The sequence below is a fragment of the Salmonella sp. FC25216 genome (genome assembly GCF_057751355.1).
Genome location: NZ_JBDGON010000003.1, coordinates 67,136 through 90,429 on the forward strand (window position 1 = coordinate 67,136; position 23,294 = coordinate 90,429).

The following is a 23,294-nucleotide window of genomic DNA, read 5'->3' on the forward strand; positions in this document are numbered from 1 at the left end:
TAAACCCTTATATTGTTTTTATAACATTCACTGACTTGCTATCTGCTATCTCACCGAAAGATAAAACTTCCAGATCCGGAAAACGACCTTCAATCATTTTCTTAATAAATCGACGGACATCGACAGACGTAAGGAGGACAAGGTCTTTATGTGCAATCAATAAATCATCCAGCTTAAGTGTAATGAGATCCATCAAATTAGCGGAGGCTTCCGGGTCAAGGCTGAGGAAGGTACTGCCAGAGGTCTGACGGATCCCTTTGCGAATAACATCCTCAACTTCAGCAGATACCATTACTGCTCGTAATTCACCGCCATTGGCGAATTTATGGCAGATATAACGCGCCATTGCTCCACGAATATGTTCCACAAGGTTAATGACGTCTTTTTCTCTTGGTGCCCACAATGCGAGCGCTTCCATAATTAATTTCATATTACGCACGGAAACACGTTCGCTTAGCAAACGCTGCAAAACTTCAGATATACGTTGCACCGTGGCATGTCTGAGCACTTCTTTAAGTAAATCAGGAAATTTCGCCTCCAACTGATCCAGCATATATTTTGTTTCCTGAATACCGAAATATTCATTGACGTTGCGCGCCAGCATCACCGCCAGACAATGGTAAAGCTCGTCAAGCGCGTTCCGCAGCACATACCCAAGCTCCCGGAGTTTCTCCCCTTCCTCATGCGTTACCCAGAAGTACTGACTACTCCCTTGCTGATGGGTTGTTGGATTAATGCCAAAGGAAGCGACTTCATCGGAATAATTTACCACTCGCATCAAATCAAAATAGACCGTAAATTGTTCAACACGGATCTCATTAATCAACAATACGATGTTGTTATCGTCCAGGCCCTCACCATCGCGTAACAATACTTCCGGCAGGCGCACGCCATAATCAATAAAGAACTGACTACGTAGACGATCCGCAAGCTGAGCTTTTTCCAAATCTTCACGTCGGCTCTTCGGCACAAGTAATATCAACGGTACGGTCTCTGTAGAGACTTTATCGAGATCGCCAATCAGTCCTAACGACGTCCCTTCTTTTTCCTCAATACTGAGCGGCTGCTCGCCTTTGCTGGTTTTAGGCTTGACTGCGCTACGTTTTGCTTCACGGAATTTAAAATAGAAGAGTACGCTTAAAACTACCGACAAAATAACAAAAACCGGCAGCGGGAATCCCGGCAGAGTCCCCATTGAAATGGTCAGAATAGCCGTAACAACCAATACAAATGGGTTGTTCAACAGCTGCGTCATAATATTCCGCCCCATATTATCGCTATCGCCATTTACGCGAGTAACGATAAAACCGGCACTAATCGCAATTAACAGTGCAGGGATCTGGGCGACAAGACCATCACCGATGGTCAGCATAGTATAAGTAGACAGCGCGGAGGATAAATCCATACCATGGCGGGTCATCCCCACCGAAATACCGCCAATAAAGTTCACAAAGATGATAATGATGCCGGCAATGGCGTCACCTTTGATAAACTTCATCGCACCGTCAAAGGAACCGTAAAGCTGGCTTTCCCTTTCCAGTACGCTTCGCCGTTCGCGCGCGGCATCCGCATCAATAATACCGGCCTTCAAATCGGCATCGATACTCATCTGCTTACCGGGCATACCATCCAGAGAAAAACGAGCTGCGACTTCCGCAACGCGTTCTGAACCTTTGGTAATAACGATAAACTGGACCACGGTGACAATAGAGAAAACAACAAAACCCACTGCCAGGCTATCGCCAATAACGAATTGCCCGAACGTGGCAATAATTTCCCCAGCATCGGCTTCAATCAAGATAAGACGGCTGGTACTGATTGATAATGCCAGACGAAAGAGCGTGGTAATTAACAGTACCGCAGGGAACGTTGAAAAACTGAGGATTCTGTCAATGTAGAACGACCCCATAAACACCAATATCGCCAGTACGATATTCAGCGCGATCAGGAAATCAACCAGATAGGTAGGTAATGGAATGACGAACATAGAAATGATCATCACCATTAGTACCAGAATCAGTAATTCAGGTCGTAAACGAGCACTGTTAAGTAGAGAAAGCAGCACTATAGGTATCCTGTTAATATTAAATTAAGACGGCTTTTCAATAGTACGACGCTGCTCTGCCATTTCATGCTTGTAGGCAATATCAGTCATACTACGTAACGCCATTAACAATTCTTCCTGCCAATATTCTTCATAAAAGAGTGAAGAAGGTATGGCTTTACATACTTGATAAAATATCTGCAAAAAGGATGCATGTTCTTTATGACTAAGCAGTAACGCATTCAAACCTATAATATCGGCTAACAGCGAATCCACTTCATGTGGCTGTTGCAATAGCGAAAGCATCAGTAGTAACCACGACGACTCCTCTGCATTAAACGCTTTGGTAAACGAATACGACAACAATGTACTCACAAACAGTAGATCAGCGGAGCGCAACATTTTAAGTTGCGTCAGGCGTCGTAAAAGCTGGCCAAACTCCAGGCGTGAACAACTGGCGTCATTAGCGTCAATATCGGTTAATAGCGAACCCTCAATAAAATCCAGTACCACCAGTCGACGTTGGTAGCCATAACTGGCTATCCAGTCAGCGTAAATCTCCACTTCATGTGATTCACTCTGGATAAATTGCCGATAGCTGGCGCGTAATAAGCCTGGTTTTAGCGATAATGTTTTCCCAAAAAGCCGGGCTTTCAACGCACAATTAATCCCTGCCTTGAGGGTCTTCGGATCGGTTTGCTCTTCAACGTGCTTGAGTAACGACTCCAGTTTTTTCCGCACGATCTCTTCCAGGTCTTTACGACGAAGCAATTCGCGTAACACAAGGACTAAATCACTGGGATCAGGAAATAAGCTACGCGCCTGACGTAAAAAATCCTCTAACGCGCCGCCATGTACGCTAATTAGCTTTAATATTTGCTTCGCCTTCGGTAAAGCCTCATCCTCCAGCACGCGTTCAAAACTGTTAGATAAATTACTGGATTTTTTTTCATAATCGCGACGGTTACGAAATTGCGCCAGCGCCGCTGACATTTCATCCGTCGACTGGACAAATTTCTGTACTTCCGCCCCTGGAGACGATTCCTCTGCAGCCTGTTGTATTTCCGCCTGTTGCGCATCAGTATGTTGGGTCGCATCCTGATGAGATGTCTGCCTGGACAATATTCTGGAAAATGAAATACCGGAGGTTGAACCAGGAATCATTTAATTGCCTCCTGGCCTCTATCCAGATAAACACGAACCCATTTTTGTAACTTATCATCCCCACTCCAGATACCGCTTTGTTTCAGAATATTGTTTACCGATTCACTGGCGTCCGGCGTTAACGGGTCGACAATTTCTTTTGGTTCAATCATGAATACTCGAACAACATTACTTTTATTCTTACTGGAATAACGGAACAGACCACCAATAAACGGTATTTTTCCTAAGAACGGAATACTTTGGACAGTATCGGTATTCGCATCCCGTGTATAACCACCGACCAGCAAACTTTTTCCATGCGGAACTCTCGCAATAGTGCTAATTAACGTTCGTCCGACTTCGGGTAACGCATCTACAGAGGTGGTGGTATCGGTTTGCGGCGTCTTATCGTTACCATCTTCAATGTCCAGCGACATTTCTATCTGGCCATCTGCGGAAAAACGGGGTAGCACCCTAATCATTGTTCCGTATGTAACATGCTCAAGCGCAACATTACGCTCCCCAATCAGCTTGGTATAAAACGTTCTGTTGTTATCAAAAATAGCGGGAACATTTTCCTGAGTCAGTAATACCGGGCGCGAAACTACCGTCGCCTGCTTCTTCTCTTCTAACGCATTTACCGCAGCGATGAACCGACTGCCATCCAGAGTACTAATTGAAGACTGGTTTAATGACACGCCAAGTTTGTCCCCGATAGTAATACTACCGCTCCATGAAGTACCCAGACGCTCCAGATCGCTTTTATTAAGATCGACAATCCACAGGGATAATTCTACGTGACGCTTGGCGACATCCAGTGCTTTAACCAGCATTTCGATAAAATGCACCTGCTCAGCCGTTCCTTTTACTAACAAACTATTGGTATCCGGATAGGCCACGATTTTAATATCGCCCGCCGCGGCATTTTGCTTTAAAGCCTCCTGGAGACTCATGCCACCGGCATAATTTGATGTTTTACCTTTCTCTCCATTCGCTGAAAACGCTGGCATCGCCGGGACAGGTTCGCTACTGGCAATATTGCCTAAGGGTTGCTCTTCTCCCTGCAATAACCTTTCAATGGCCGTGGCAATACCGGGGATAACCATTTTCTGATCGCGCAAATTGTAGGTACGATCGCCCACGAAGGTATTGTTCAGACGCATCACCCCTATTTTCTGGCGCCCCAGTTCAATACCATCGTTTTGCTTGTCCATCATGGTGGCGGCGTTAACCACCATATCAACATAGACAGGCGGCCCTGAAACATAGAATGTTCCTTTACGGTTATCGCCACGTAGCGGGTAATTCTTGTTATATAAACCTGAGCGTTTTAGAAAGTTGTTGAATTCATTGAGCGAAACGTTCCGTAAAGAAACGACGGCATTGCGCATTTCACTGGCGTCATAAATATAGATAGCCTGCCCATCGAAATACCAGATCAGCCCTAATTGTAGGGAAAGCTTCTCCAGTAATACGTTAGGATCGTTAAACTCAAAGTTGCCCGTAATTTTTTTTCGTGCCGCCATTTTGCTAACAATGACAGGCTCCTTTAGCTGTAGCGCCATAGCATCGAAAAATGTTCGCAGGCTATCGTCTTTCGCAACAAACCCACTTCCCGTTACAGGTATTTTTTCACTTGAATAACCAGGTGCTACCAGAACAAGCGCGGCACATGCCAGCACTCTGGCCAAAAGAATATGCGTCTTCATTTGTCTGCCAATTGAATAATATTTGATAATTTCCGCGGCGAAACGCCGATCAGCTCTTTGATTTCATTAGAAAAATGTGAAGGCGATGAGTAACCATTATTGACAGCTAATTGGGTGATATTCTCGTGTCCTTCTACGCTATCCAGCAGTGATTGCGCCATACGCCAGTTTCGTAATTCACTCTTCGCTTTTCCGCCTAACGCCCTGCTGCACAAACGACGAAAATGGGTATAAGAAACACCATAGTCTTCTCCTAACATTCTCATCGTGCTGCCGCTTGTTGACTGGGCGAGTAAATAACCGACCAACCAGTAACTCTCACTTTTTCGTAAAAGCGTTAATACCTTGCTGAAAGCCGGAGAGGGCGTAATAATTTGCTGCAAAAACCAGTACTCGCAGCGTTTACGATCTTGCCAAATAGCGCGAAACTCAGGACTCAGCAAAACCCATTTATCGGGTTCAGCGTATGTCGTATCCATCAGTCCTGCGCCATCAATAAACGCCAGTAATTTGCTGAGTACTTCAATTTTTAACGGTCGAAAAATCAGATCTCCTGATACTGGTGCGACAACCGCCTGCTCGATAAAAAGCAGCGCGCCTTCCTGAACCAGGCAGCTTTCATTGTGTTGGCCTTCAGAAAATGACATATGCAGCCTTTGCGCAGAACACGTCTGCATAAACCATGCTTCCGGGCTGCGGATTCTCCGCTTCTCTCCTTCTTTGAGTACTTCCTGTGTATTTAGCATAGTTGTCAGCACCAGTTGAAAATCATTTTAGTATGTAAACAATACCGGGAGCGAGTGACAAAATCCTGATGCAATCATTATGAATCTGATGCCACCCGCTAATTAAATTGACCAGCTCGTACGACACCTTATTATTTAAAATAGAAAATCAGCTCAGAGTATATAAATTCTGGCCTATTATTTCATAGCAGTAAAAAATCAGATAATGTCACCGGCATAGAGAATTAACTGTTTATATCAAGAATTTTTTTTGCTAGCATTCCTGAAAGGCATATTCCCCTTATAACTGTTGTCAGATAACGTTCTGACAGTTGTATTAAAACATTAAGCATCATTCTTCTGTAGCAGGAGTATAATATGAACAAAATTTATAGTTGTCTTCCTATCTTTTTACTGATCGGCTGTGCCCAGATACCTCTCCCTATCTCCGGGAGTAAACCTGTACAACAGACTGGCGCTCAAAAGGAGCAACAGGCCAGTGCAAATAGTATTGATGAGTGTCTGTCTCTTCCGTATGTACCGTCAGACCTTGCGAAGAATAAAACATTATCAAATCAGAACGCTGATAATTCCGCATCAAAAAATAACACAATCAGCTCAAGCGTTTTTTGCGAAAAATATAAACAAACCAAAGAGCAGGCGTTCACCTTCTTCCAGGAACATCCACAATATATGCGTTCGAAAGAAGATGAAGAGCAACTGATGACCGAATTTAAAAAAGTTCTGCTCGAACCCGGGAATAAGAATTTAAGCATATATCAAACGTTACTTGTTGCCCATGAAAGGCTGCAAGCCTTATAATGTCATACGACCTTTGGCTGAACTCATCATGACATAATTAAGACTACATTTTGCATTGCCACCTAATATCAATATAACTATTATAGTTGTGGTCACTTTTACGGTTGGCCACTTGTCTCTTACGTTGCATTTATCAAACTGTTTTTTGATACAGCAGCGCCTCGCTGCTGCTTTTTTATTTGTGATAAAGAACTGCTTTCCCAAACCCGGGAAAATAGCCGAAACTTATACTGACAATCTATTGTCTGGTATATCGCGGTAAACTGACATCCCCCTCTTTCCCCGCATGTTCGCATTCTTGCGATACCCCATCCACTTTTTGCGGATAACGTTCTTTTTACCTGTGACAGCGTATTGGCTACTAGGCTAGTATAGCGGCAGAAACGTCTCGATGCCTGAAGCGCCCGATAAATCCCATTTTAGCTGATGATATGGTTGCCTTAATTTGTGGGGTTTATCCTTTTGCCAACGTCAAAGGTCCAGGCCGTGTCGGCAAGTCTGACCCGCCCCTCCTTTTATGCAATATATGAGACATAAAGCCAGAATGAATAAAATTTGTTTAAAATTCAAATGATTAATAAGCATACGTCTATGACTGACATTAAAAACCTGGATTTACACACGCCGATGATGCAGCAGTATCTCAAACTGAAAGCCCAGCACCCGGAGATTCTGCTGTTTTATCGTATGGGCGACTTTTACGAACTGTTTTATGACGACGCAAAGCGTGCGTCGCAGTTGCTTGATATTTCGCTGACCAAACGCGGCGCATCGGCTGGCGAACCTATCCCTATGGCGGGTATCCCGCACCACGCCGTAGAAAACTACCTCGCAAAACTGGTCAATCAGGGCGAATCCGTCGCTATTTGCGAACAGATTGGCGACCCGGCCACCAGCAAAGGTCCCGTTGAACGTAAGGTCGTGCGTATCGTTACGCCTGGCACCATCAGTGATGAAGCCCTGCTACAGGAGCGTCAGGATAACCTGCTGGCGGCTATCTGGCAGGATGGTAAAGGCTACGGTTACGCCACGCTGGATATCAGCTCCGGGCGCTTTCGTCTGAGCGAACCCGCCGACCGTGAAACGATGGCCGCAGAGCTGCAGCGCACCAATCCCGCCGAACTATTGTATGCCGAAGATTTTGCTGAAATGGCGTTAATAGAGGGACGCCGGGGTCTGCGCCGTCGCCCGTTGTGGGAGTTTGAGATTGATACCGCCCGCCAGCAGTTAAATCTGCAATTCGGTACGCGGGATCTGGTCGGTTTCGGCGTCGAAAATGCCTCGCGTGGATTATGTGCGGCAGGCTGCCTGTTACAGTACGTAAAAGATACCCAGCGCACCTCCCTGCCGCATATTCGCTCCATTACGATGGAACGCCAGCAGGACAGCATCATTATGGATGCCGCGACCCGCCGCAATCTGGAAATTACCCAGAACCTGGCCGGCGGTGTCGAAAATACCCTCGCCGCGGTGCTTGACTGTACCGTGACGCCAATGGGTAGCCGAATGCTTAAACGCTGGCTGCATATGCCGGTACGAAATACCGACATATTGCGTGAACGCCAACAGACCATCGGCGCCTTGCAGGACACCGTCAGCGAACTGCAACCGGTGCTGCGTCAGGTCGGCGATCTGGAGCGTATCCTTGCGCGTTTGGCACTGCGCACCGCGCGTCCGCGCGATCTCGCCCGAATGCGTCATGCCTTCCAGCAACTGCCGGAATTGCACGCTCAGCTTGAAACCGTTGACAGCGCGCCGGTGCAGGCATTGCGTAAAAAAATGGGCGATTTTGCCGAGCTGCGCGATCTTCTGGAACGCGCCATTATTGACGCGCCGCCAGTACTGGTCCGCGACGGCGGCGTTATTGCGCCCGGCTATCACGAAGAGCTGGACGAATGGCGCGCGCTGGCGGACGGCGCCACCGATTATCTCGATCGTCTGGAAATTCGCGAGCGTGAGCGTACCGGGCTGGATACGTTGAAAGTCGGCTATAACGCTGTGCATGGTTATTACATTCAGATTAGCCGTGGTCAAAGCCATCTGGCGCCCATCAATTACGTGCGTCGCCAGACGCTGAAAAATGCCGAACGCTACATTATTCCTGAGCTAAAAGAGTACGAAGATAAGGTTCTGACCTCGAAAGGCAAAGCGCTGGCGCTGGAAAAACAGCTATACGACGAATTGTTTGATCTGCTGTTACCGCATCTGGCGGATTTACAGCAGAGCGCCAACGCGCTGGCGGAACTGGATGTACTGGTTAACCTGGCCGAACGTGCCTGGACGCTGAATTACACCTGTCCGACGTTTACCGACAAACCTGGTATTCGTATCGCCGAAGGTCGCCACCCGGTGGTAGAGCAGGTACTGAATGAGCCGTTTATCGCTAACCCGCTCAATCTGTCGCCGCAGCGCCGGATGTTGATTATCACCGGGCCGAATATGGGCGGTAAAAGTACCTATATGCGACAAACGGCATTGATCGCCCTGCTGGCTTATATTGGCAGTTACGTGCCAGCGCAAAACGTGGAAATCGGCCCAATCGACCGTATTTTTACCCGTGTCGGCGCAGCAGACGACCTGGCCTCCGGGCGTTCGACCTTTATGGTGGAGATGACCGAAACCGCGAACATTCTGCATAATGCGACGGAAAACAGTCTGGTATTGATGGATGAAATCGGACGCGGTACCTCCACGTATGACGGGCTGTCGCTGGCCTGGGCCTGCGCGGAGAACCTCGCGAATAAGATTAAAGCGTTAACGCTGTTCGCTACCCACTACTTCGAGCTGACCCAATTACCGGAGAAAATGGAAGGCGTAGCGAACGTCCACCTGGATGCGCTGGAACACGGCGATACTATCGCGTTTATGCACAGCGTGCAGGACGGCGCGGCAAGTAAGAGCTATGGTCTGGCGGTCGCGGCGCTTGCCGGCGTCCCTAAAGAGGTAATCAAACGCGCGCGGCAAAAACTCCGCGAGCTGGAGAGCATCTCGCCCACTGCGGCGGCAACGCAGGTGGACGGCACGCAAATGTCGTTGCTTGCCGCTCCGGAAGAGACATCGCCCGCCGTTGAAGCGCTGGAGAATCTCGATCCGGACTCCCTGACGCCACGCCAGGCGCTGGAGTGGATCTATCGGCTGAAAAGTCTGGTGTAAACGTGTCAGGCCCGATAGCGCCGCGCTATCGGGTCCGCGCGCCGGAACAGGCTTTTCAGGCTGTGACTGTCGTTTCGTGTAAATGGCGCCAGACTATCCGTCCTCTTTCCCTTTTTAAAATGACCGTCGACCAGCGTACCGTCTCTGCCTGGCCCGGCAGTTGCTGCCGCTCACGATAATGAAGCGCGGCGCCTTCCGGCCACTCCGCCACAAGGTCAATGTGCTCAACCACGATAACCAGCCCCGGGCGACACGCGCGCTGCGCCTGGAAAAAAGCGCCAAGCGCCGGATAATCCAGACAAACACCGCCTGGCGTTATCAGCGTAAAATCAGCAGCGAAACGCGGTATCAACGCCTCCAGGCTGCCCATACCCTTGCTAAGCCAGTTCTCAATCGCCTCATGGGCGTGAATAATCTCTTCTTTATATGGATTCATGGTCTTTCCTTTTTCAGGCACAGAAGCGCTTTTCTATTGTTTAGACAGACAGCGTAAATAAGGGGCAGCAGGGTGATACCGGCTGCGGCAATAAAGGTCCAGCGATAAGCAACCTCAAGCGACATAACGCGCTGGAGTGCGTTTAACAGCAGCGTCAACAGCGTCGCGCCAATGAAAAAGCTGAGCTGACGATTAAGATTCCATAGCGCGCTGGCGTCAGGCATGTCCCGGCGAGCAATAGTCAGGAAAGCGCCACTCTGCGCGGTACTGCTGCACAAACTGCCGCCAGCGCCCATTAACGCGAATATCATCATCAGTACACGATGAGATGTCGCAGGCGTAACGTTAGTTAAAAGTAGTATCCCTGCGGCCTGAAGAAGACAGCCGACGATAATCAGCGGACGCGGCCCAAGCTGATTGAAGTAACGTCCGGTAAGCATAATGGCGACAAATGAAGCGATCGACCAGGGGAGCATCAGCGACCCCGCCACCGCAGGCGATAGCTGCGCGACGTTCTGTAGATAAAACATCCCGACCACGCTGATACCAATGAACATACCCGGCACACACAGATAGACGATCATGGCAAAACGCAGCAGCCTGTCCGTCAACAACGGCAGATGGAGCAATCTTGCTGACGCCATTGTCGTCGAAGCGACGTTCAGCCAACGATAAGCGAGCAATAAAGTGAGAACGGCCACCGGCAGCGTAGCAAAGAATATCCAGCGCCAGCCGCACGTTTCCACCAGCAGCCCGCCAATCGCAGGCGAACATGCCGGCGCCAGTAGCGCCACCATCATGACAACCGATGACACGCCAGCGCGTTCATGCGGTTTAAACTGTTGCCAGGTTAACGCCTGACCAACCGGGATCAATAAACCACCGCCCGCCCCCTGCACAATACGCCAGAAAACAAGGCTGTGTAAGGAATCGGCAAAACCTGCGGCAGCGGCGGCAACGCTAAACAGAATGAGCGAAAACATGATCAGCCGTCGTGCGCCGAGATAACGCGAAAGAAACGCGCTAAACGGAACGATCAGCGTTAATCCTGCAATATAACCGTTACTCACCCATGCCAGCGCCGATATGGACGTATGCAGATCCACGGACATCGCGGGAAAAGCCACGCTGGCGATAAACAGATTAATCAGATCAAGAAAGAAGCCAAGCAGGTAAACCACCGCCACTTTACTGCGATACGTCATTATGCATCCTCCGCCAGAGGCACTAATGTAGCCGTCCGGAGAAAACCAGATAAGTCCGCGCTTCAACGATATACTGTCAAAATAATTTTGACAGTAAAGGAACTCGCCATGCTCAATTTGCAGCGTATGTCGCTGTTTGTCGCCGTGGTAGATAGCGGCAGCTTCACGGCCGCCGCCGCCGCATCGGGCCAAACAAAAGCGGTAGTGAGCTTTAATATTCGGCAGCTTGAAAAAGAGCTCGGCGTAACGTTACTGCTACGTTCCACCCGACAACTGACGCTCACAGACGCCGGCGTCCTCTTTTACCAAAAAGGCGTGAATTTACTCAACGCAGCGAAAAATTTGCAGGATGAAGTGCGCGCCAGCCATAGTGGGCTGGGCGGCGAGTTACGTATTACCACCACACCCGAGTTTGGCGAACAGGTGGTCATTCCGGTATTGGCGCAGTTTAGTCAACGCCATCCCGATCTCCGTATTCGGCATATGTCCTCATCACATCATGCCGATTTAATTGCTGAGCGCTTTGATGTGGCGATTCGGCTTGGCTCGCTGGCGGACTCCCGCTATCGCGCCGCGCTGATATCCCGCTTTACCATTCTACCGGTCGCCGCGCCGCAGTGGCTCGCCCACTACCCTGTTTCGTCGCTGGAATCATTGGCCCAGGCAGAATGGATTATTCATGAGCGATTACCTACGCCGCTACGATGGACAATAACGAATAATCATGGCCAACACTCGCGCCTGGAGATAAGTAAAGCCGGCAGAATTTCTGTCAACAGCGCCCGCTCGCTGATGGCCTTCGCTCTCGCGGGAAGCGGCGTCGCATTATTGCCGCGATGGTTAGTCAAAACCGCACTGGAGGATGGAACGTTAATTCACGTGTTACCCGACTATCATTTTCCCCGCCAGGGCATTTATGCCGTTTATCCGGACGCCCGCCATGTATCGACAAAAGTACGCGCATTTATTGATTTTTTACGTTCGCAATGGGATTGCGGGGAGCACGCCCCATCATCGTAGCCAGTCCGGGAGCATTGCGCTCCCGGACGGATAATATCGTCTTAATCCTTAACCACCAGCTTGTCTTTGATCCCCTGCGCCTGCCAGCGCACCCACAGCATAATTGCCGCCAGAACGACAATCGGCAATAACGGATCGAGCCAACTGCCGCCGGAACCGAACAGCAGGTTAATCAGCGCCACGCCGGTGCCGCCAATCGCCCAGGCAATGGTCGTCGGTACAGACCAAACCACCATCTGCTGTTTGACATCAGAGACGCCCATCATGCGGTTAACCACCCAGAACAGGCTGTCGTTAAAGTAGCCGAAGAACAGCGACCCCATCGTTGCGGCCTGAGCGGCAAGCAACATATTGATGCCGGGGATCTGCGCCAGGATCGGCGCGGAAATCGAGGCGGCAGTGATCATCGCCACCGTCCCCGATCCCTGAATCAGGCGTACCAGCGTCGCCACGATAAATGGGATCAGGATCGGCGAGATCGGCAGGTTGGCAACCTGCTCCGCCAGCTGTTGACCCGCGCCGCTGTCGCGCAGGATCGCGCCTAACGCGCCGCCAGCACCCGTGACCAGTAAGATAATCCCGGCGCTTTGCAAACCCTCTTCCAGACGCTCTGCGGTGGTATGTTTATCCATGCGCGGCACCAGCGTATACACCGCCAGCAGAACGCTGATTGCCAACGCGATCACTGGACTTCCCACAAAGTTGATTGCCTGTACCACCGGATGCGTCGCCAGACCGGACCATCCTTCTATGGTGGCGAGGGTGGAACAGATAGCCTTCAGGAAGATCAGAACGATCGGTACCACAATAGGCAGCAGTGAGAGCGTCAGGCTCGGCAGATCCTTTTGCTCTTTCTCTTTGTTGTACTGCTCCAGCGCGGCATTTACTTCATCGGCGTTCAGCGTGCGCGGCACGAAATCAGGGTAGCGTTTATCCAGCCACTGCGCATAGAACACAATGCCGATCACACAGGGCACCGCCAGCGCCATCCCGGTCAATAACATTGCGCCGATGTCGACGTTAAAAATCCCGGCTACCCCCAGCGGGCCGGGCGTCGGGGGCACCGTATGGTGAGTGACCACCAGCCCGCCCGCCAGCGCGACGCCCAGCGTCAGCAGCGAACGTTTACCGCTTTTCGCCAGCGCTTTCGCTACCGGATAAAGAATCACAAAAGCGGAATCGACGAAAATCGGGATACTGACAATATAACCCGTGATCGCCAGCGCCCACTCTTCACGACGTTTCCCCAGCCATTTGATAAAGCTCCAGGCGATACGCTCCGCCGCGCCGGAGACCTCCAGCAAGCGTCCCATCATTACGCCGAGACCAATCACCAGGCCAATGCTGCCCAGCGTCGTGCCGAATCCACTGGTGATGACAGAGAGCGTTTTATCAATGCCCATTCCCCCCAACAAACCGGCAATACAGGCCGCCGCCAGCATCGCGATCAGCGCATGAACGCGGGTGCGTAACACCAGCCATACCAGAACGAAAACGGCAACGATCAGGCCGATAATCGGTGTCGGTAAACTTGTCATGACCTCGTCTCCATATCATCTTGTCGAAAGCGTTCGATAATGTCATCGAAACGCTTGTCGGCGACAAAACCTAACGCCAGCGCACGCTGGTTATCGATACGTCCCGGCCAGGAGGCGACGATTTTCTCGACGCCTTCGTCGCGCTGATGCGTAACCCGATCGCGCGCCGCCTGACCGCCCGTCTGACGCAACGTTTCCAGCATCTCGCCCACGGTTACGCTGATCCCGGGCAAGTTGATACTGCTCGCCTCACCAGGCGAGGGTAACGTTGCGGCCAGCGACAGGTTATGGATCACCGCCGCCGGGCTGGAAATCCACAAACGCAAACTTTCCGATACCGGGCAGATGGTCGTCTCGCCCTGCAACGGTTCACGAATAATCGCGCTGACAAAAGAAGAAGCGGCGCGGTTTGGTTTACCCGGGCGAACACAGATCGTCGGCAAACGCAGCGCCAGCCCATCCACATAGCCTTTGCGGGTATAATCGTTGACCAACAGTTCACAGGCGGCCTTCTGCGCGCCATAAGACGAGCGCGGCGTGAGCGCGGTGGTATCGGTGACGCATTCCGGCAGCGTACCGCCATAAACGGCAAGCGAGCTGGAGAAGACAAAACGAATTTTCTGCGGTTGCCGACGACACGCCTCAAGTAACTGGCGGGTAAGATCCAGATTAACTTTCCATCCCAGATCGAAATCGTCTTCCGCATGACTGCTGACAATCGCAGCGAGATGATAAACAACAGAGGTATTAGCGGTAATCACATTCTCCAGCACGCCCGGCTGGGTTAAGTCAGCTTCCAGGCAGCGTAAACGAGGGGAGTCTGATAACCGTGCAGGCATTTTTAAATCAACAAGAAGCAGTTCGTTAAACGCCAGCGATGAATTTAATAAGGCGCTTGCGAGTTTCTGGCCTAAAAAGCCGCCCCCGCCGGTAATGATAATCTGCATCCGGATGTCCTCTTTATTGTTGTGTAGGGTAGTTCAGGATTAGCGCCAGGCGTTAAACCAGCCAAGCCCGTCCTGAGTGGTATTCCGTGGTTGGTATTCGCAGCCTATCCAGCCGCGATAACCCACGTCATCGAACAACCGGAACAGCCACGGGTAGTTGATCTCGCCATCATCCGGTTCATGTCTGTCCGGTAGCGAGGCGATTTGCACATGGGCATAGCGGCCCGCGTACTCGCGAATCAGGTGACTCAAATTGCCATCCACTTTTTGCGCGTGGAAAGTGTCGAGCTGGATGAACACATTCGGGCGGTCAACCTCTTCTGCGATGCCCAGCGCCTGATATTGGCTGGAAAAGAGGTAGCCGGGTTTAACGCCGGGACTCAGCGCTTCGATCAAAATACGTTTATCGTGGGCGGCAAACCGGTCGGCGGCATAACGCAAATTATCGATAAACGTGGCGCGATAACGTGCGCCATCAGCGCCATCCGGCACTACGCCCGCCATGATATGAACCTGCTCGCATTCCAGCGCAAGAGCGTATTCCAGCGCCAGATCGATATCGGCTCGCGCGTCGTGTTCGCGCCCCGGCAGCGCGGCACGCCCCCACTCGCCCGCTGCGATATCGCCCGCCGAAGTATTAAACAGCGCCAGCGTCAGATCATGACGCAATAGCTGGGCTTTAATCTCGCTGGCGGCAAAGTCGTAGGGGAACAGAAACTCAACGGCCTGAAAACCGGCTGCGGCAGCGGCGGCAAAACGCTCGATAAACGGCGCTTCGGTAAACATCATCGACAAATTGGCGGCAAAACGCGGCATCGGGTTATCTCCTTAACTGCGCAATTTCTTCGGTGGTTAAATAACGAATCGGGCGTTCGCCAAGGATAAAAATCAGCTTTGCCGTCTCTTCCAGCTCCTCGGTATTATTAGCGGCTTCCTGCAAATTCTCCCCGCACACTACCGGCCCATGATTGGCCAGTAAAAAGGCCTGATGCTGGCCCGCCAGCGCGGCCAGATCGCGGGCAATTCGGTCATCCCCCGGGCGATAGTAAGGAACCAGCGGAATGTCCCCCATCCGCATCACCACATACGGGGTAAACGGGCGAATCACATTTTGCGGGTCCAGTCCTTCGAGACAGGAAAGCGCCGTTGACCAGGTGCTGTGCAGATGTACCACGGCCTTGCAGCAAGGGTTATTGCGATACAACGCCAGATGAAAACGCACCTCTTTAGACGGTTTATCGCCGCTGAGCCATTCGCCCTGCGGGTCCACTTTGGATAGCCGCTGCGGGTCGAGATTACCCAGACACGAACCGGTGGGCGTTGCCAGAATATTGCCGTCCGGCAGTAACAGCGAGAGGTTGCCTGCCGAGCCGGTAGCATAGCCACGCTGGAAAAACGAGGCAGCTATCCTGACCATCTCGTCTCGCAAAGCGTGCTCTTCTTTTGCCAGAGTCGTCATACCTGAAACTCCCTTTGAGCGCGTATGAAAAAGGATTCATCGCCAAAATTACCTGACTTCAGCGCCAGCGAGACTGGCGCATGGAGCGCGTTGACCCACGGCACGCCGGGTGAAATGCACGGTCCGATGTGAAAACCGGTAATACCGAGGCTTTGCGTCACCACGCCCGACGTTTCGCCGCCCGCCACGATAAACCGGGTGATACCGCCTTCGGCTAAGCGAGCGGCCAGCAGTGAAAAGAGCGTCTCTACCGCATGGCTGGCTTCGGCAGCGCCGTATTGCTGCTGGATGGCAGCCAGCGCCTGCGTGGAGGCGGTGGCGCTAATCATTGGCGCCAGTTCGCTATCCTGACTGAGCACCCACTGCGCCAGCGCTTCGGCGTAGGCCTCGCGCGTCTCGGATGACAGGCAGCACGCCACGTCAACGTCGCGTGTGGGAGCATGTTGTCGATAACAGGCCACCTGCTGGTTCGTCATCTGCGAACAGGAACCGGAAAGCACCACCGCGCGGCCGCTCAGCGGATAGCCTGCGGAGCGGGCCTGAGAAGCGCCACTCTTCGCCCACTGACGCGCCAGCCCCATTGCCAGCCCGGAACCGCCAGTTACCAGAGGGGCATCACGCAAAACCTCGCCCTGCATTTCCAGATGTCGCTCATTGAGCGCGTCAAGTACCGCGTAGCGGTATCCTTCCTGCTGTAAACGCGACAGCGCCGCACGGGTCGCTGCAACGCCTTCATCAAGCGTCTGGGCCGGAATAACGCCGCAGCGCCCTTGCGCCTGTGCTTCCATCAGACGCGGCAGGTAACTGTCGGTCATCGGATTGATAGGGTGGTGGCGCATACCGGACTCCGCCAGCAATTGGTTCATGACAAACAGATAACCCTGATAGACCGTGCGTCCGTTAACCGGCAGCGCGGGAGAAATCACGGTAAATGAGGTATCCAGCGCCACCATCAACGCGTCGGTGACCGGGCCGATATTGCCTTCAGCGGTACTATCGAAAGTCGAGCAATATTTGAAATAGACCTGCTGGCAGCCCTGTTTTTTCAGCCATGCCAGCGCCGCCAGCGATTGTTTTATCGCCTCTTGCGCCGGGCATGAGCGGATTTTCAGGCTGATAACCAGCGCGTCACACCCTTCCGGTTGCGTCCCGGTTGGGACATCATTGATCTGCACTGTCGGCATCCCGTTTTCGACCAGAAAACTGGCGATGTCGGTCGCGCCGGTGAAATCATCGGCAATGACGCCAATTTTTAACATGACGGCTCCTCAGGCGTGACGCCAGGCAGAGTAATCCCCGAGAAAATTTTGATCACTGCGCTGTCATCCTGTTTGCCATAACCGGCATTACTGGCGCTGGTGAACATATTTAATGCCGTAGAAGCGAGAGGTAAGGGGAAGCGTAGCGCTTTCGCCGTGTCGGCAACCAACCCCAAATCTTTGACAAAAATGTCGACTGCCGAACGTGGGGTATAGTCGCCGTCAACGACATGCTGCATACGGTTTTCGAACATCCAGGAGTTTCCGGCGGCATGGGTCACGACGTCATACATCACGTCCAGAGGAATACCGGCCCGCGCGGCCAGCGCCATCGCTTCGGCCGCCGCCGCAATATGCACTCCAGCCAGCAGTTGATGAATGATTTTGACGGTTGAGCCTGCGCCCGGCGTATCGCTGATGCGATAAACGTTGCTGGCAACGGCGTCCAGCACAGGCTTCAGGCGGGTAAACGCCGCCTCGCTCCCGGAGGCCATCACCGTCATTTCGCCCTGCGCCGCTTTTACCGCGCCGCCGGAAACCGGCGCATCCAGCATGTTAAGATTCAATGCCGTCAACGCCGCGGCGATCTCTTGCGCGTCGGCGCTTGAAATCGTGGACGAAACCATTACCGCGCTGCCGGGTTTCATCAGATGGGCAACGCCATCCTCACCGAATAGAACCTGTCTGACCTGGGCGGCATTGACGACCAGAATAACTAACGCATCCACGACTCCGGCGAACTCCCTGGCGCTGGCGGCAGTCCCACAAGCCCCTTCAGCGAGCAGATTCGCGCACGCTTGCGGGTTAAGATCGGCCCCCCATGTGGAAAGCCCGGCACGCAGGCATGAACGAGCAGCGCCCATTCCCATTGAGCCAAGCCCCACAATGCCGACATGAAAATCAGTTCCTGTTGTCATTATCACTCCATGTTAATTTACGTGATATTATGTTTTGTTATGTGAATATAGGCGTTTTTGTAAACAATTGCGGTGAGTTGATTCACAAAAAATAACAAAATATGTTATTTTTTGTGAAGACAATCCCCATAGAACTTCACACGCTGTGGCGAGAAATCGCGTAAAATCGCGACAGGACTAAAGAAAGGAGCAGACGTTGATACCTACTGAGCGTCGACAAATAATTCTTGATATGGTGGCGGAGAAAGGCATCGTCAGTATCGCTGAACTGACCGAGCGCATGCATGTATCCCATATGACCATCCGCCGTGATTTACAAAAACTGGAGCAGCAAGGCGCGGTAATCCAGGTCTCTGGCGGAGTGCAGTCATCGACTCGCGTGGCGCACGAACCCTCGCATCAGATCAAAAGCGAACTGGCGACGCCGCAGAAAGCGGCGATTGGCAAACTGGCCGCCAGCCTGGTACAGCCAGAAAGCTGTATCTACCTTGACGCCGGTACTACCACGCTGGCGATTGCCAGACAGCTTGTTACGATGAATAAACTTACGGTGGTGACTAATGATTTCGTTATCGCCGATTACCTGATGGACAATAGCGGTTGCACAATTATTCACACTGGCGGGGCAGTATGTCGGGAAAACCGGTCGTGCGTCGGCGAAGCCGCGGCGACGCTTTTGCGTGGGTTGATGATTGACCAGGCCTTTATTTCCGCCTCTTCCTGGAGCGTGCGCGGTATTTCAACGCCAGCGGAAGATAAAGTTGCGGTGAAACGGGCCGTCGCCAGCGCCAGCCGACAAAAAATTCTGGTGTGCGACGCGACCAAATACGGCCAGGTCGCCACATGGCTGGCGTTACCGTTGGCGGAATTCAACCAAATCGTCACCGATGACGGCCTGCCGGAAAGCGCTATTCGGGCGCTGGCCAAAGTGGATATCTCACTGCTGATGGCAAAAAAATAGCGAAGCGGTGCAAGCCGCTTACGTCATCATTTTGCGTACCAGTTGCGTAAACTGTTCGCGTTCTTCATCGCTCAGTCGTCCCAAAAACTCATCGTCCACGCGATCCCCCTGTGGTATCGCGGCGGCGAGCAACGTTTGGCCCTGAACGGTGAGATAGACAAAACGCCGACGCTTATCCAGCGGATCGTTTTCTCGCTTTACCAGCCCACGATTTTCCATCCGGCTTAACATCTCCGCCAGCGTCGCTTTAGTGCTGACCGCCGCTTCGGTCAGATCGACCTGTTCAATACCCGGATGCTCAGCAATAACGCGCATCACCGCATATTGAGGTTTGGTCAGTTCCGGTAATTCATGTTGCCAGCGTGCGGTATGTTGCTGAAAAAGTTGGCGTAACAGATGAAACGCGGTGTTTCGTAACTCCATGAGCACTCCGGATAAATTAACTTTTTCTATCATAACGACTTATGCCGGGTTTTTTAATGACGAATGCTTTAGCTAAACGTGCGCAGGCGTCGGGAGGCTCTTGCCGGGAGGGCCGTGTGGGCGTATTTTGATCAAAACGTTCGTATACGAACAATAATTGAGGTAAGAAATGAGATTGATTGTGGGGATGACCGGCGCGACCGGCGCGCCGCTTGGCGTCGCGCTACTCCAGGCATTGCGGGCGCTACCTGATGTTGAAACGCATCTGGTGATGTCAAAGTGGGCGAAAACCACTATCGAACTGGAGACGCCCTACACGCCCGCTGAGGTAACCGCCCTGGCAGATTATTGTCATAGCCCGGCCGATCAGGCGGCGCCCCTTTCCTCCGGCTCATTTCGTACCGACGGCATGATTATTATCCCCTGCAGTATGAAAACACTGGCTGGGGTTCGCGCCGGCTATGCCGAAGGGCTGGTGGGACGCGCTGCCGATGTCGTGTTGAAAGAGGGTCGCAAGCTGGTGTTGGTGCCGCGGGAAATGCCGCTCAGCACGATTCATCTGGAAAACATGCTTGCGCTTTCTCGTATGGGGGTGGCGATAGTGCCGCCCATGCCCGCATTCTACAACCTGCCGCAAACCGTTGACGATATTATCCAGCACATCGTGGCGCGCGTTCTCGACCAGTTTGGTCTGGAGCATATGCGCGCGCGCCGCTGGCAAGGACTGCGACAGGCAGCAAATTTTTCACAGGAGAATGGATAATGGCATTTGATGATTTGCGCAGTTTTTTACATGCGCTGGATCAGCAGGGACAACTGCTGAAAATCAGCGAGGAAGTGAATGCGGAGCCGGATTTAGCCGCCGCAGCCAACGCAACGGGACGAATCGGTGATGGCGCGCCCGCGCTGTGGTTTGACAATATTCGTGGTTTTACCGACGCCCGCGTGGCAATGAATACTATCGGTTCCTGGCAGAACCATGCCATCTCGCTGGGCTTGCCGCCTAACACGCCGGTTAAAAAACAGATCGATGAATTTATCCGCCGCTGGGACAATTTTCCGGTGGCGCCGGAACGCCGGGCGAATCCGGGATGGGCGGAAAATACCGTCGACGGCGACGCAATCAACCTGTTTGATATCCTGCCACTGTTTCGTCTGAACGACGGCGACGGTGGATTCTATCTGGATAAAGCCTGTGTGGTATCACGCGATCCGCTCGATCCCGAGAATTTCGGCAAGCAGAACGTCGGTATCTACCGTATGGAAGTTAAAGGCAAGCGTAAGCTGGGTCTGCAACCGGTACCGATGCATGATATCGCATTGCACCTGCACAAAGCGGAAGAGCGTGGCGAAGATCTGCCGATTGCGATCACGCTGGGTAACGATCCGATCATTACCCTGATGGGCGCAACGCCGCTGAAATACGATCAGTCAGAGTATGAAATGGCGGGCGCGTTACGTGAAAGCCCCTATCCTATCGCTACCGCGCCGCTGACCGGTTTTGATGTACCGTGGGGATCTGAAGTCATTCTCGAAGGGGTCATCGAAAGCCGTAAACGCGAAATTGAAGGACCGTTCGGCGAATTTACCGGCCACTATTCCGGCGGTCGCAACATGACCGTGGTGCGTATCGATAAGGTCTCTTACCGCAGCAAACCCATTTTTGAATCGCTCTATTTAGGTATGCCGTGGACGGAAATCGACTACCTGATGGGACCGGCGACCTGCGTGCCGCTGTATCAACAGTTAAAGGCCGAATTTCCGGAAGTGCAGGCGGTAAACGCCATGTACACCCACGGCCTGCTGGCCATCATCTCGACCAAAAAACGCTATGGCGGCTTCGCCCGCGCGGTGGGTCTGCGGGCGATGACGACGCCACACGGTTTAGGATATGTGAAGATGGTGATTATGGTCGATGAAGATGTCGATCCGTTTAATCTGCCGCAGGTGATGTGGGCATTGTCGTCGAAAGTGAACCCGGCAGGCGATCTGGTACAGCTACCAAATATGTCCGTCCTGGAACTGGACCCGGGTTCAAGCCCGGCGGGGATTACCGACAAGCTGATCATTGACGCCACCACGCCGGTTGCGCCAGATAACCGTGGTCACTATAGCCAGCCGGTTGTTGATTTACCGGAAACTAACGCCTGGGCTGAAAAGCTGACCGCCATGCTGGCCAACCGTAAATAAGGAGTAACCGATGATTTGTCCACGCTGTGCCGATGCACATATTGAACTCATGGCGACTTCGCCGGTAAAAGGAGTCTGGACGGTATATCAGTGTCAGCATTGCCTGTATACCTGGCGCGATACCGAACCGTTACGCCGTACCAGCCGCGAACACTATCCACAAGCGTTTCGCATGACGCAAAAAGATATTGATAACGCGCCAATGGTGCCGAGTATCCCGCCGCTGCTGGCAGAAGATAAACGGTAAAGAAAAAGGCCAGTCTGTCGACTGGCCTTTTTTTGACGAAAGGTACTTACTCGCGGAACAGCGCTTCGATATTCAGCCCCTGCGTCTGCAGAATTTCGCGCAGACGACGCAGGCCTTCAACCTGAATCTGACGAACACGTTCACGCGTAAGACCGATTTCACGGCCTACATCTTCCAGTGTCGCAGCTTCATATCCCAGCAGACCGAAACGGCGCGCCAGCACTTCACGCTGTTTGGCGTTCAGTTCGAACAGCCATTTGACGATGCTCTGTTTCATATCGTCATCTTGCGTGGTGTCTTCCGGACCGTTCTCTTTTTCATCGGCCAGAATGTCCAGCAACGCTTTTTCGGAATCACCGCCCAGCGGGGTGTCTACCGAAGTAATGCGCTCATTGAGACGAAGCATACGGCTGACGTCATCAACCGGTTTATCCAGTTGCTCTGCAATTTCTTCCGCACTCGGTTCGTGGTCCAGTTTATGCGACAACTCACGCGCGGTACGCAGGTATACGTTCAGCTCTTTAACAATGTGAATCGGCAAGCGAATCGTACGGGTTTGGTTCATAATCGCCCGTTCGATTGTCTGGCGAATCCACCAGGTTGCGTATGTTGAGAAGCGGAACCCGCGTTCCGGGTCAAACTTCTCGACTGCACGGATAAGCCCCAGATTGCCCTCTTCAATCAGGTCCAGCAACGCCAGTCCACGATTGCCATAACGACGGGCAATTTTTACCACCAGACGCAGGTTACTCTCAATCATGCGACGGCGAGAAGCGACATCTCCACGCAGTGCGCGACGCGCAAAATAGACTTCTTCTTCGGCTGTTAACAGTGGTGAATACCCAATCTCACCAAGGTAAAGCTGAGTCGCGTCCAACACACGTTGTGTGGCCCCTTGCGATAACAGCTCTTCTTCAGCCAGGTCGTTATCACTGGGTTCCTCTTCACTCAAGGCTTTTTCGTCAAAAGCCTCTACTCCGTTCTCATCAAATTCCGCGTCTTCATTTAAATCATGAACTTTCAGCGTATTCTGACTCATAAGGTGGCTCCTACCCGTGATCCCTTGACGGAACTAGCAAGTCAAAGCCTGGTTCCG

The 23,294-nt window shown here is 52.2% G+C and carries 21 protein-coding genes; 7 read left to right on the forward strand and 14 right to left on the reverse strand.

What is annotated here, in order from left to right; genetic code table 11:
* Nucleotides 1-7: 7 nt before the first annotated feature.
* Genes invA through invF form a run of 4 tightly spaced genes read right to left on the reverse strand, consistent with a single transcriptional unit; the run spans nucleotide 8 to nucleotide 5,543 of the window.
* Nucleotides 8-2,065 (reverse strand): type III secretion system export apparatus protein InvA, encoded by a 2,058-nt coding sequence (invA, locus tag AC3G3F_RS06600; RefSeq protein ID WP_053509087.1) that lies wholly within the window; start codon nucleotides 2,063-2,065, stop codon nucleotides 8-10.
* 24 nt (nucleotides 2,066-2,089) lie between these two features.
* Nucleotides 2,090-3,208 carry a type III secretion system gatekeeper InvE gene (gene invE / locus AC3G3F_RS06605; protein ID WP_023249326.1) on the reverse strand — a complete coding sequence of 373 codons (1,119 nt, stop codon included), beginning with the start codon at nucleotides 3,206-3,208 and terminating at the stop codon, nucleotides 2,090-2,092.
* Nucleotides 3,205-4,896, reverse strand: coding sequence for a type III secretion system outer membrane ring protein InvG (invG, locus tag AC3G3F_RS06610; protein ID WP_023249325.1), 1,692 nt, complete (start codon nucleotides 4,894-4,896; stop codon nucleotides 3,205-3,207). The genes invE and invG overlap by 4 nt, the downstream gene beginning before the upstream one ends.
* Nucleotides 4,893-5,543: an AraC family transcriptional regulator InvF gene (gene invF, locus AC3G3F_RS06615; RefSeq protein ID WP_023249324.1), complete on the reverse strand. Its 651-nt coding sequence runs from the start codon at nucleotides 5,541-5,543 to the stop codon at nucleotides 4,893-4,895. The genes invG and invF overlap by 4 nt, the downstream gene beginning before the upstream one ends.
* Nucleotides 5,544-5,999: 456 nt before the next feature.
* Here invF and AC3G3F_RS06620 point away from each other — a divergent pair, with 456 nt between their 5' ends.
* On the forward strand, nucleotides 6,000-6,443 hold the full coding sequence (locus AC3G3F_RS06620; protein WP_488394691.1) for an invasion lipoprotein InvH: 444 nt from the start codon (nucleotides 6,000-6,002) through the stop codon (nucleotides 6,441-6,443).
* A 591-nt stretch (nucleotides 6,444-7,034) separates the two neighbouring features.
* Entirely contained in the window at nucleotides 7,035-9,596 is a 2,562-nt protein-coding gene (gene mutS, locus AC3G3F_RS06625; protein ID WP_053529379.1) for a DNA mismatch repair protein MutS, read from the forward strand.
* A gap of 55 nt (nucleotides 9,597-9,651) precedes the next feature.
* On the opposite strand, the gene AC3G3F_RS06630 is transcribed toward mutS, so the two are convergent.
* Nucleotides 9,652-10,032, reverse strand: a complete 381-nt coding sequence (locus tag AC3G3F_RS06630) for a DUF4440 domain-containing protein (protein WP_070801750.1) — start codon at nucleotides 10,030-10,032, stop codon at nucleotides 9,652-9,654.
* Nucleotides 10,029-11,237 carry an MFS transporter gene (locus AC3G3F_RS06635; RefSeq protein WP_063390763.1) on the reverse strand — a complete coding sequence of 403 codons (1,209 nt, stop codon included), beginning with the start codon at nucleotides 11,235-11,237 and terminating at the stop codon, nucleotides 10,029-10,031. The genes AC3G3F_RS06630 and AC3G3F_RS06635 overlap by 4 nt, the downstream gene beginning before the upstream one ends.
* Nucleotides 11,238-11,324: 87 nt before the next feature.
* Between AC3G3F_RS06635 and AC3G3F_RS06640 the strand changes: the two genes are divergently transcribed.
* Nucleotides 11,325-12,257 (forward strand): LysR family transcriptional regulator, encoded by a 933-nt coding sequence (locus tag AC3G3F_RS06640; protein WP_074177911.1) that lies wholly within the window; start codon nucleotides 11,325-11,327, stop codon nucleotides 12,255-12,257.
* A gap of 41 nt (nucleotides 12,258-12,298) precedes the next feature.
* On the opposite strand, the gene AC3G3F_RS06645 is transcribed toward AC3G3F_RS06640, so the two are convergent.
* The 6 genes from AC3G3F_RS06645 to ltnD are packed head-to-tail and all read right to left on the reverse strand — an operon-like array spanning nucleotide 12,299 to nucleotide 18,377.
* Complete coding sequence (locus AC3G3F_RS06645; RefSeq protein ID WP_000202719.1) at nucleotides 12,299-13,795, reverse strand: GntP family permease; 1,497 nt, start codon at nucleotides 13,793-13,795, stop codon at nucleotides 12,299-12,301.
* Nucleotides 13,792-14,742, reverse strand: a complete 951-nt coding sequence (gene denD, locus AC3G3F_RS06650) for a D-erythronate dehydrogenase (protein ID WP_053509116.1) — start codon at nucleotides 14,740-14,742, stop codon at nucleotides 13,792-13,794. The genes AC3G3F_RS06645 and denD overlap by 4 nt, the downstream gene beginning before the upstream one ends.
* 39 nt (nucleotides 14,743-14,781) lie before the next feature.
* Nucleotides 14,782-15,558: an HPr family phosphocarrier protein gene (locus AC3G3F_RS06655; protein ID WP_053529382.1), complete on the reverse strand. Its 777-nt coding sequence runs from the start codon at nucleotides 15,556-15,558 to the stop codon at nucleotides 14,782-14,784.
* Between the two features lie 4 nt (nucleotides 15,559-15,562).
* Nucleotides 15,563-16,201: a 3-oxo-tetronate 4-phosphate decarboxylase gene (otnC, locus tag AC3G3F_RS06660; RefSeq protein ID WP_023249315.1), complete on the reverse strand. Its 639-nt coding sequence runs from the start codon at nucleotides 16,199-16,201 to the stop codon at nucleotides 15,563-15,565.
* Complete coding sequence (gene otnK, locus AC3G3F_RS06665) at nucleotides 16,198-17,460, reverse strand: 3-oxo-tetronate kinase (RefSeq protein ID WP_079796119.1); 1,263 nt, start codon at nucleotides 17,458-17,460, stop codon at nucleotides 16,198-16,200. The genes otnC and otnK overlap by 4 nt, the downstream gene beginning before the upstream one ends.
* The gene (gene ltnD / locus AC3G3F_RS06670; protein WP_023249313.1) at nucleotides 17,454-18,377 is read right to left on the reverse strand and encodes an L-threonate dehydrogenase; all 924 of its coding nucleotides are present in this window, start codon (nucleotides 18,375-18,377) and stop codon (nucleotides 17,454-17,456) included. Before ltnD ends, otnK begins: the two co-directional genes overlap by 7 nt.
* Before the next feature lie 196 nt (nucleotides 18,378-18,573).
* On the opposite strand from ltnD, the gene ygbI reads away from it, so the two are divergent.
* Complete coding sequence (ygbI, locus tag AC3G3F_RS06675; RefSeq protein ID WP_023249312.1) at nucleotides 18,574-19,338, forward strand: DNA-binding transcriptional repressor YgbI; 765 nt, start codon at nucleotides 18,574-18,576, stop codon at nucleotides 19,336-19,338.
* Between the two features lie 18 nt (nucleotides 19,339-19,356).
* Here ygbI and AC3G3F_RS06680 read toward each other — a convergent pair whose 3' ends face one another.
* Nucleotides 19,357-19,761 (reverse strand): MarR family winged helix-turn-helix transcriptional regulator, encoded by a 405-nt coding sequence (locus tag AC3G3F_RS06680; RefSeq protein WP_023249311.1) that lies wholly within the window; start codon nucleotides 19,759-19,761, stop codon nucleotides 19,357-19,359.
* Between the two features lie 169 nt (nucleotides 19,762-19,930).
* Here AC3G3F_RS06680 and AC3G3F_RS06685 point away from each other — a divergent pair, with 169 nt between their 5' ends.
* The 3 genes from AC3G3F_RS06685 to AC3G3F_RS06695 are packed head-to-tail and all read left to right on the forward strand — an operon-like array spanning nucleotide 19,931 to nucleotide 22,198.
* Entirely contained in the window at nucleotides 19,931-20,524 is a 594-nt protein-coding gene (locus AC3G3F_RS06685) for a non-oxidative hydroxyarylic acid decarboxylases subunit B (RefSeq protein WP_053509126.1), read from the forward strand.
* The gene (locus tag AC3G3F_RS06690; protein ID WP_053509128.1) at nucleotides 20,524-21,951 is read left to right on the forward strand and encodes a non-oxidative hydroxyarylic acid decarboxylases subunit C; all 1,428 of its coding nucleotides are present in this window, start codon (nucleotides 20,524-20,526) and stop codon (nucleotides 21,949-21,951) included. Before AC3G3F_RS06685 ends, AC3G3F_RS06690 begins: the two co-directional genes overlap by 1 nt.
* Nucleotides 21,952-21,961: 10 nt before the next feature.
* Nucleotides 21,962-22,198 carry a non-oxidative hydroxyarylic acid decarboxylases subunit D gene (locus AC3G3F_RS06695; protein ID WP_000562967.1) on the forward strand — a complete coding sequence of 79 codons (237 nt, stop codon included), beginning with the start codon at nucleotides 21,962-21,964 and terminating at the stop codon, nucleotides 22,196-22,198.
* Between the two features lie 46 nt (nucleotides 22,199-22,244).
* Here the strand turns inward: AC3G3F_RS06695 and rpoS are convergent, their stop codons facing one another.
* Nucleotides 22,245-23,237 carry an RNA polymerase sigma factor RpoS gene (gene rpoS / locus AC3G3F_RS06700; RefSeq protein WP_000081498.1) on the reverse strand — a complete coding sequence of 331 codons (993 nt, stop codon included), beginning with the start codon at nucleotides 23,235-23,237 and terminating at the stop codon, nucleotides 22,245-22,247.
* Nucleotides 23,238-23,294: the final 57 nt, after the last annotated feature.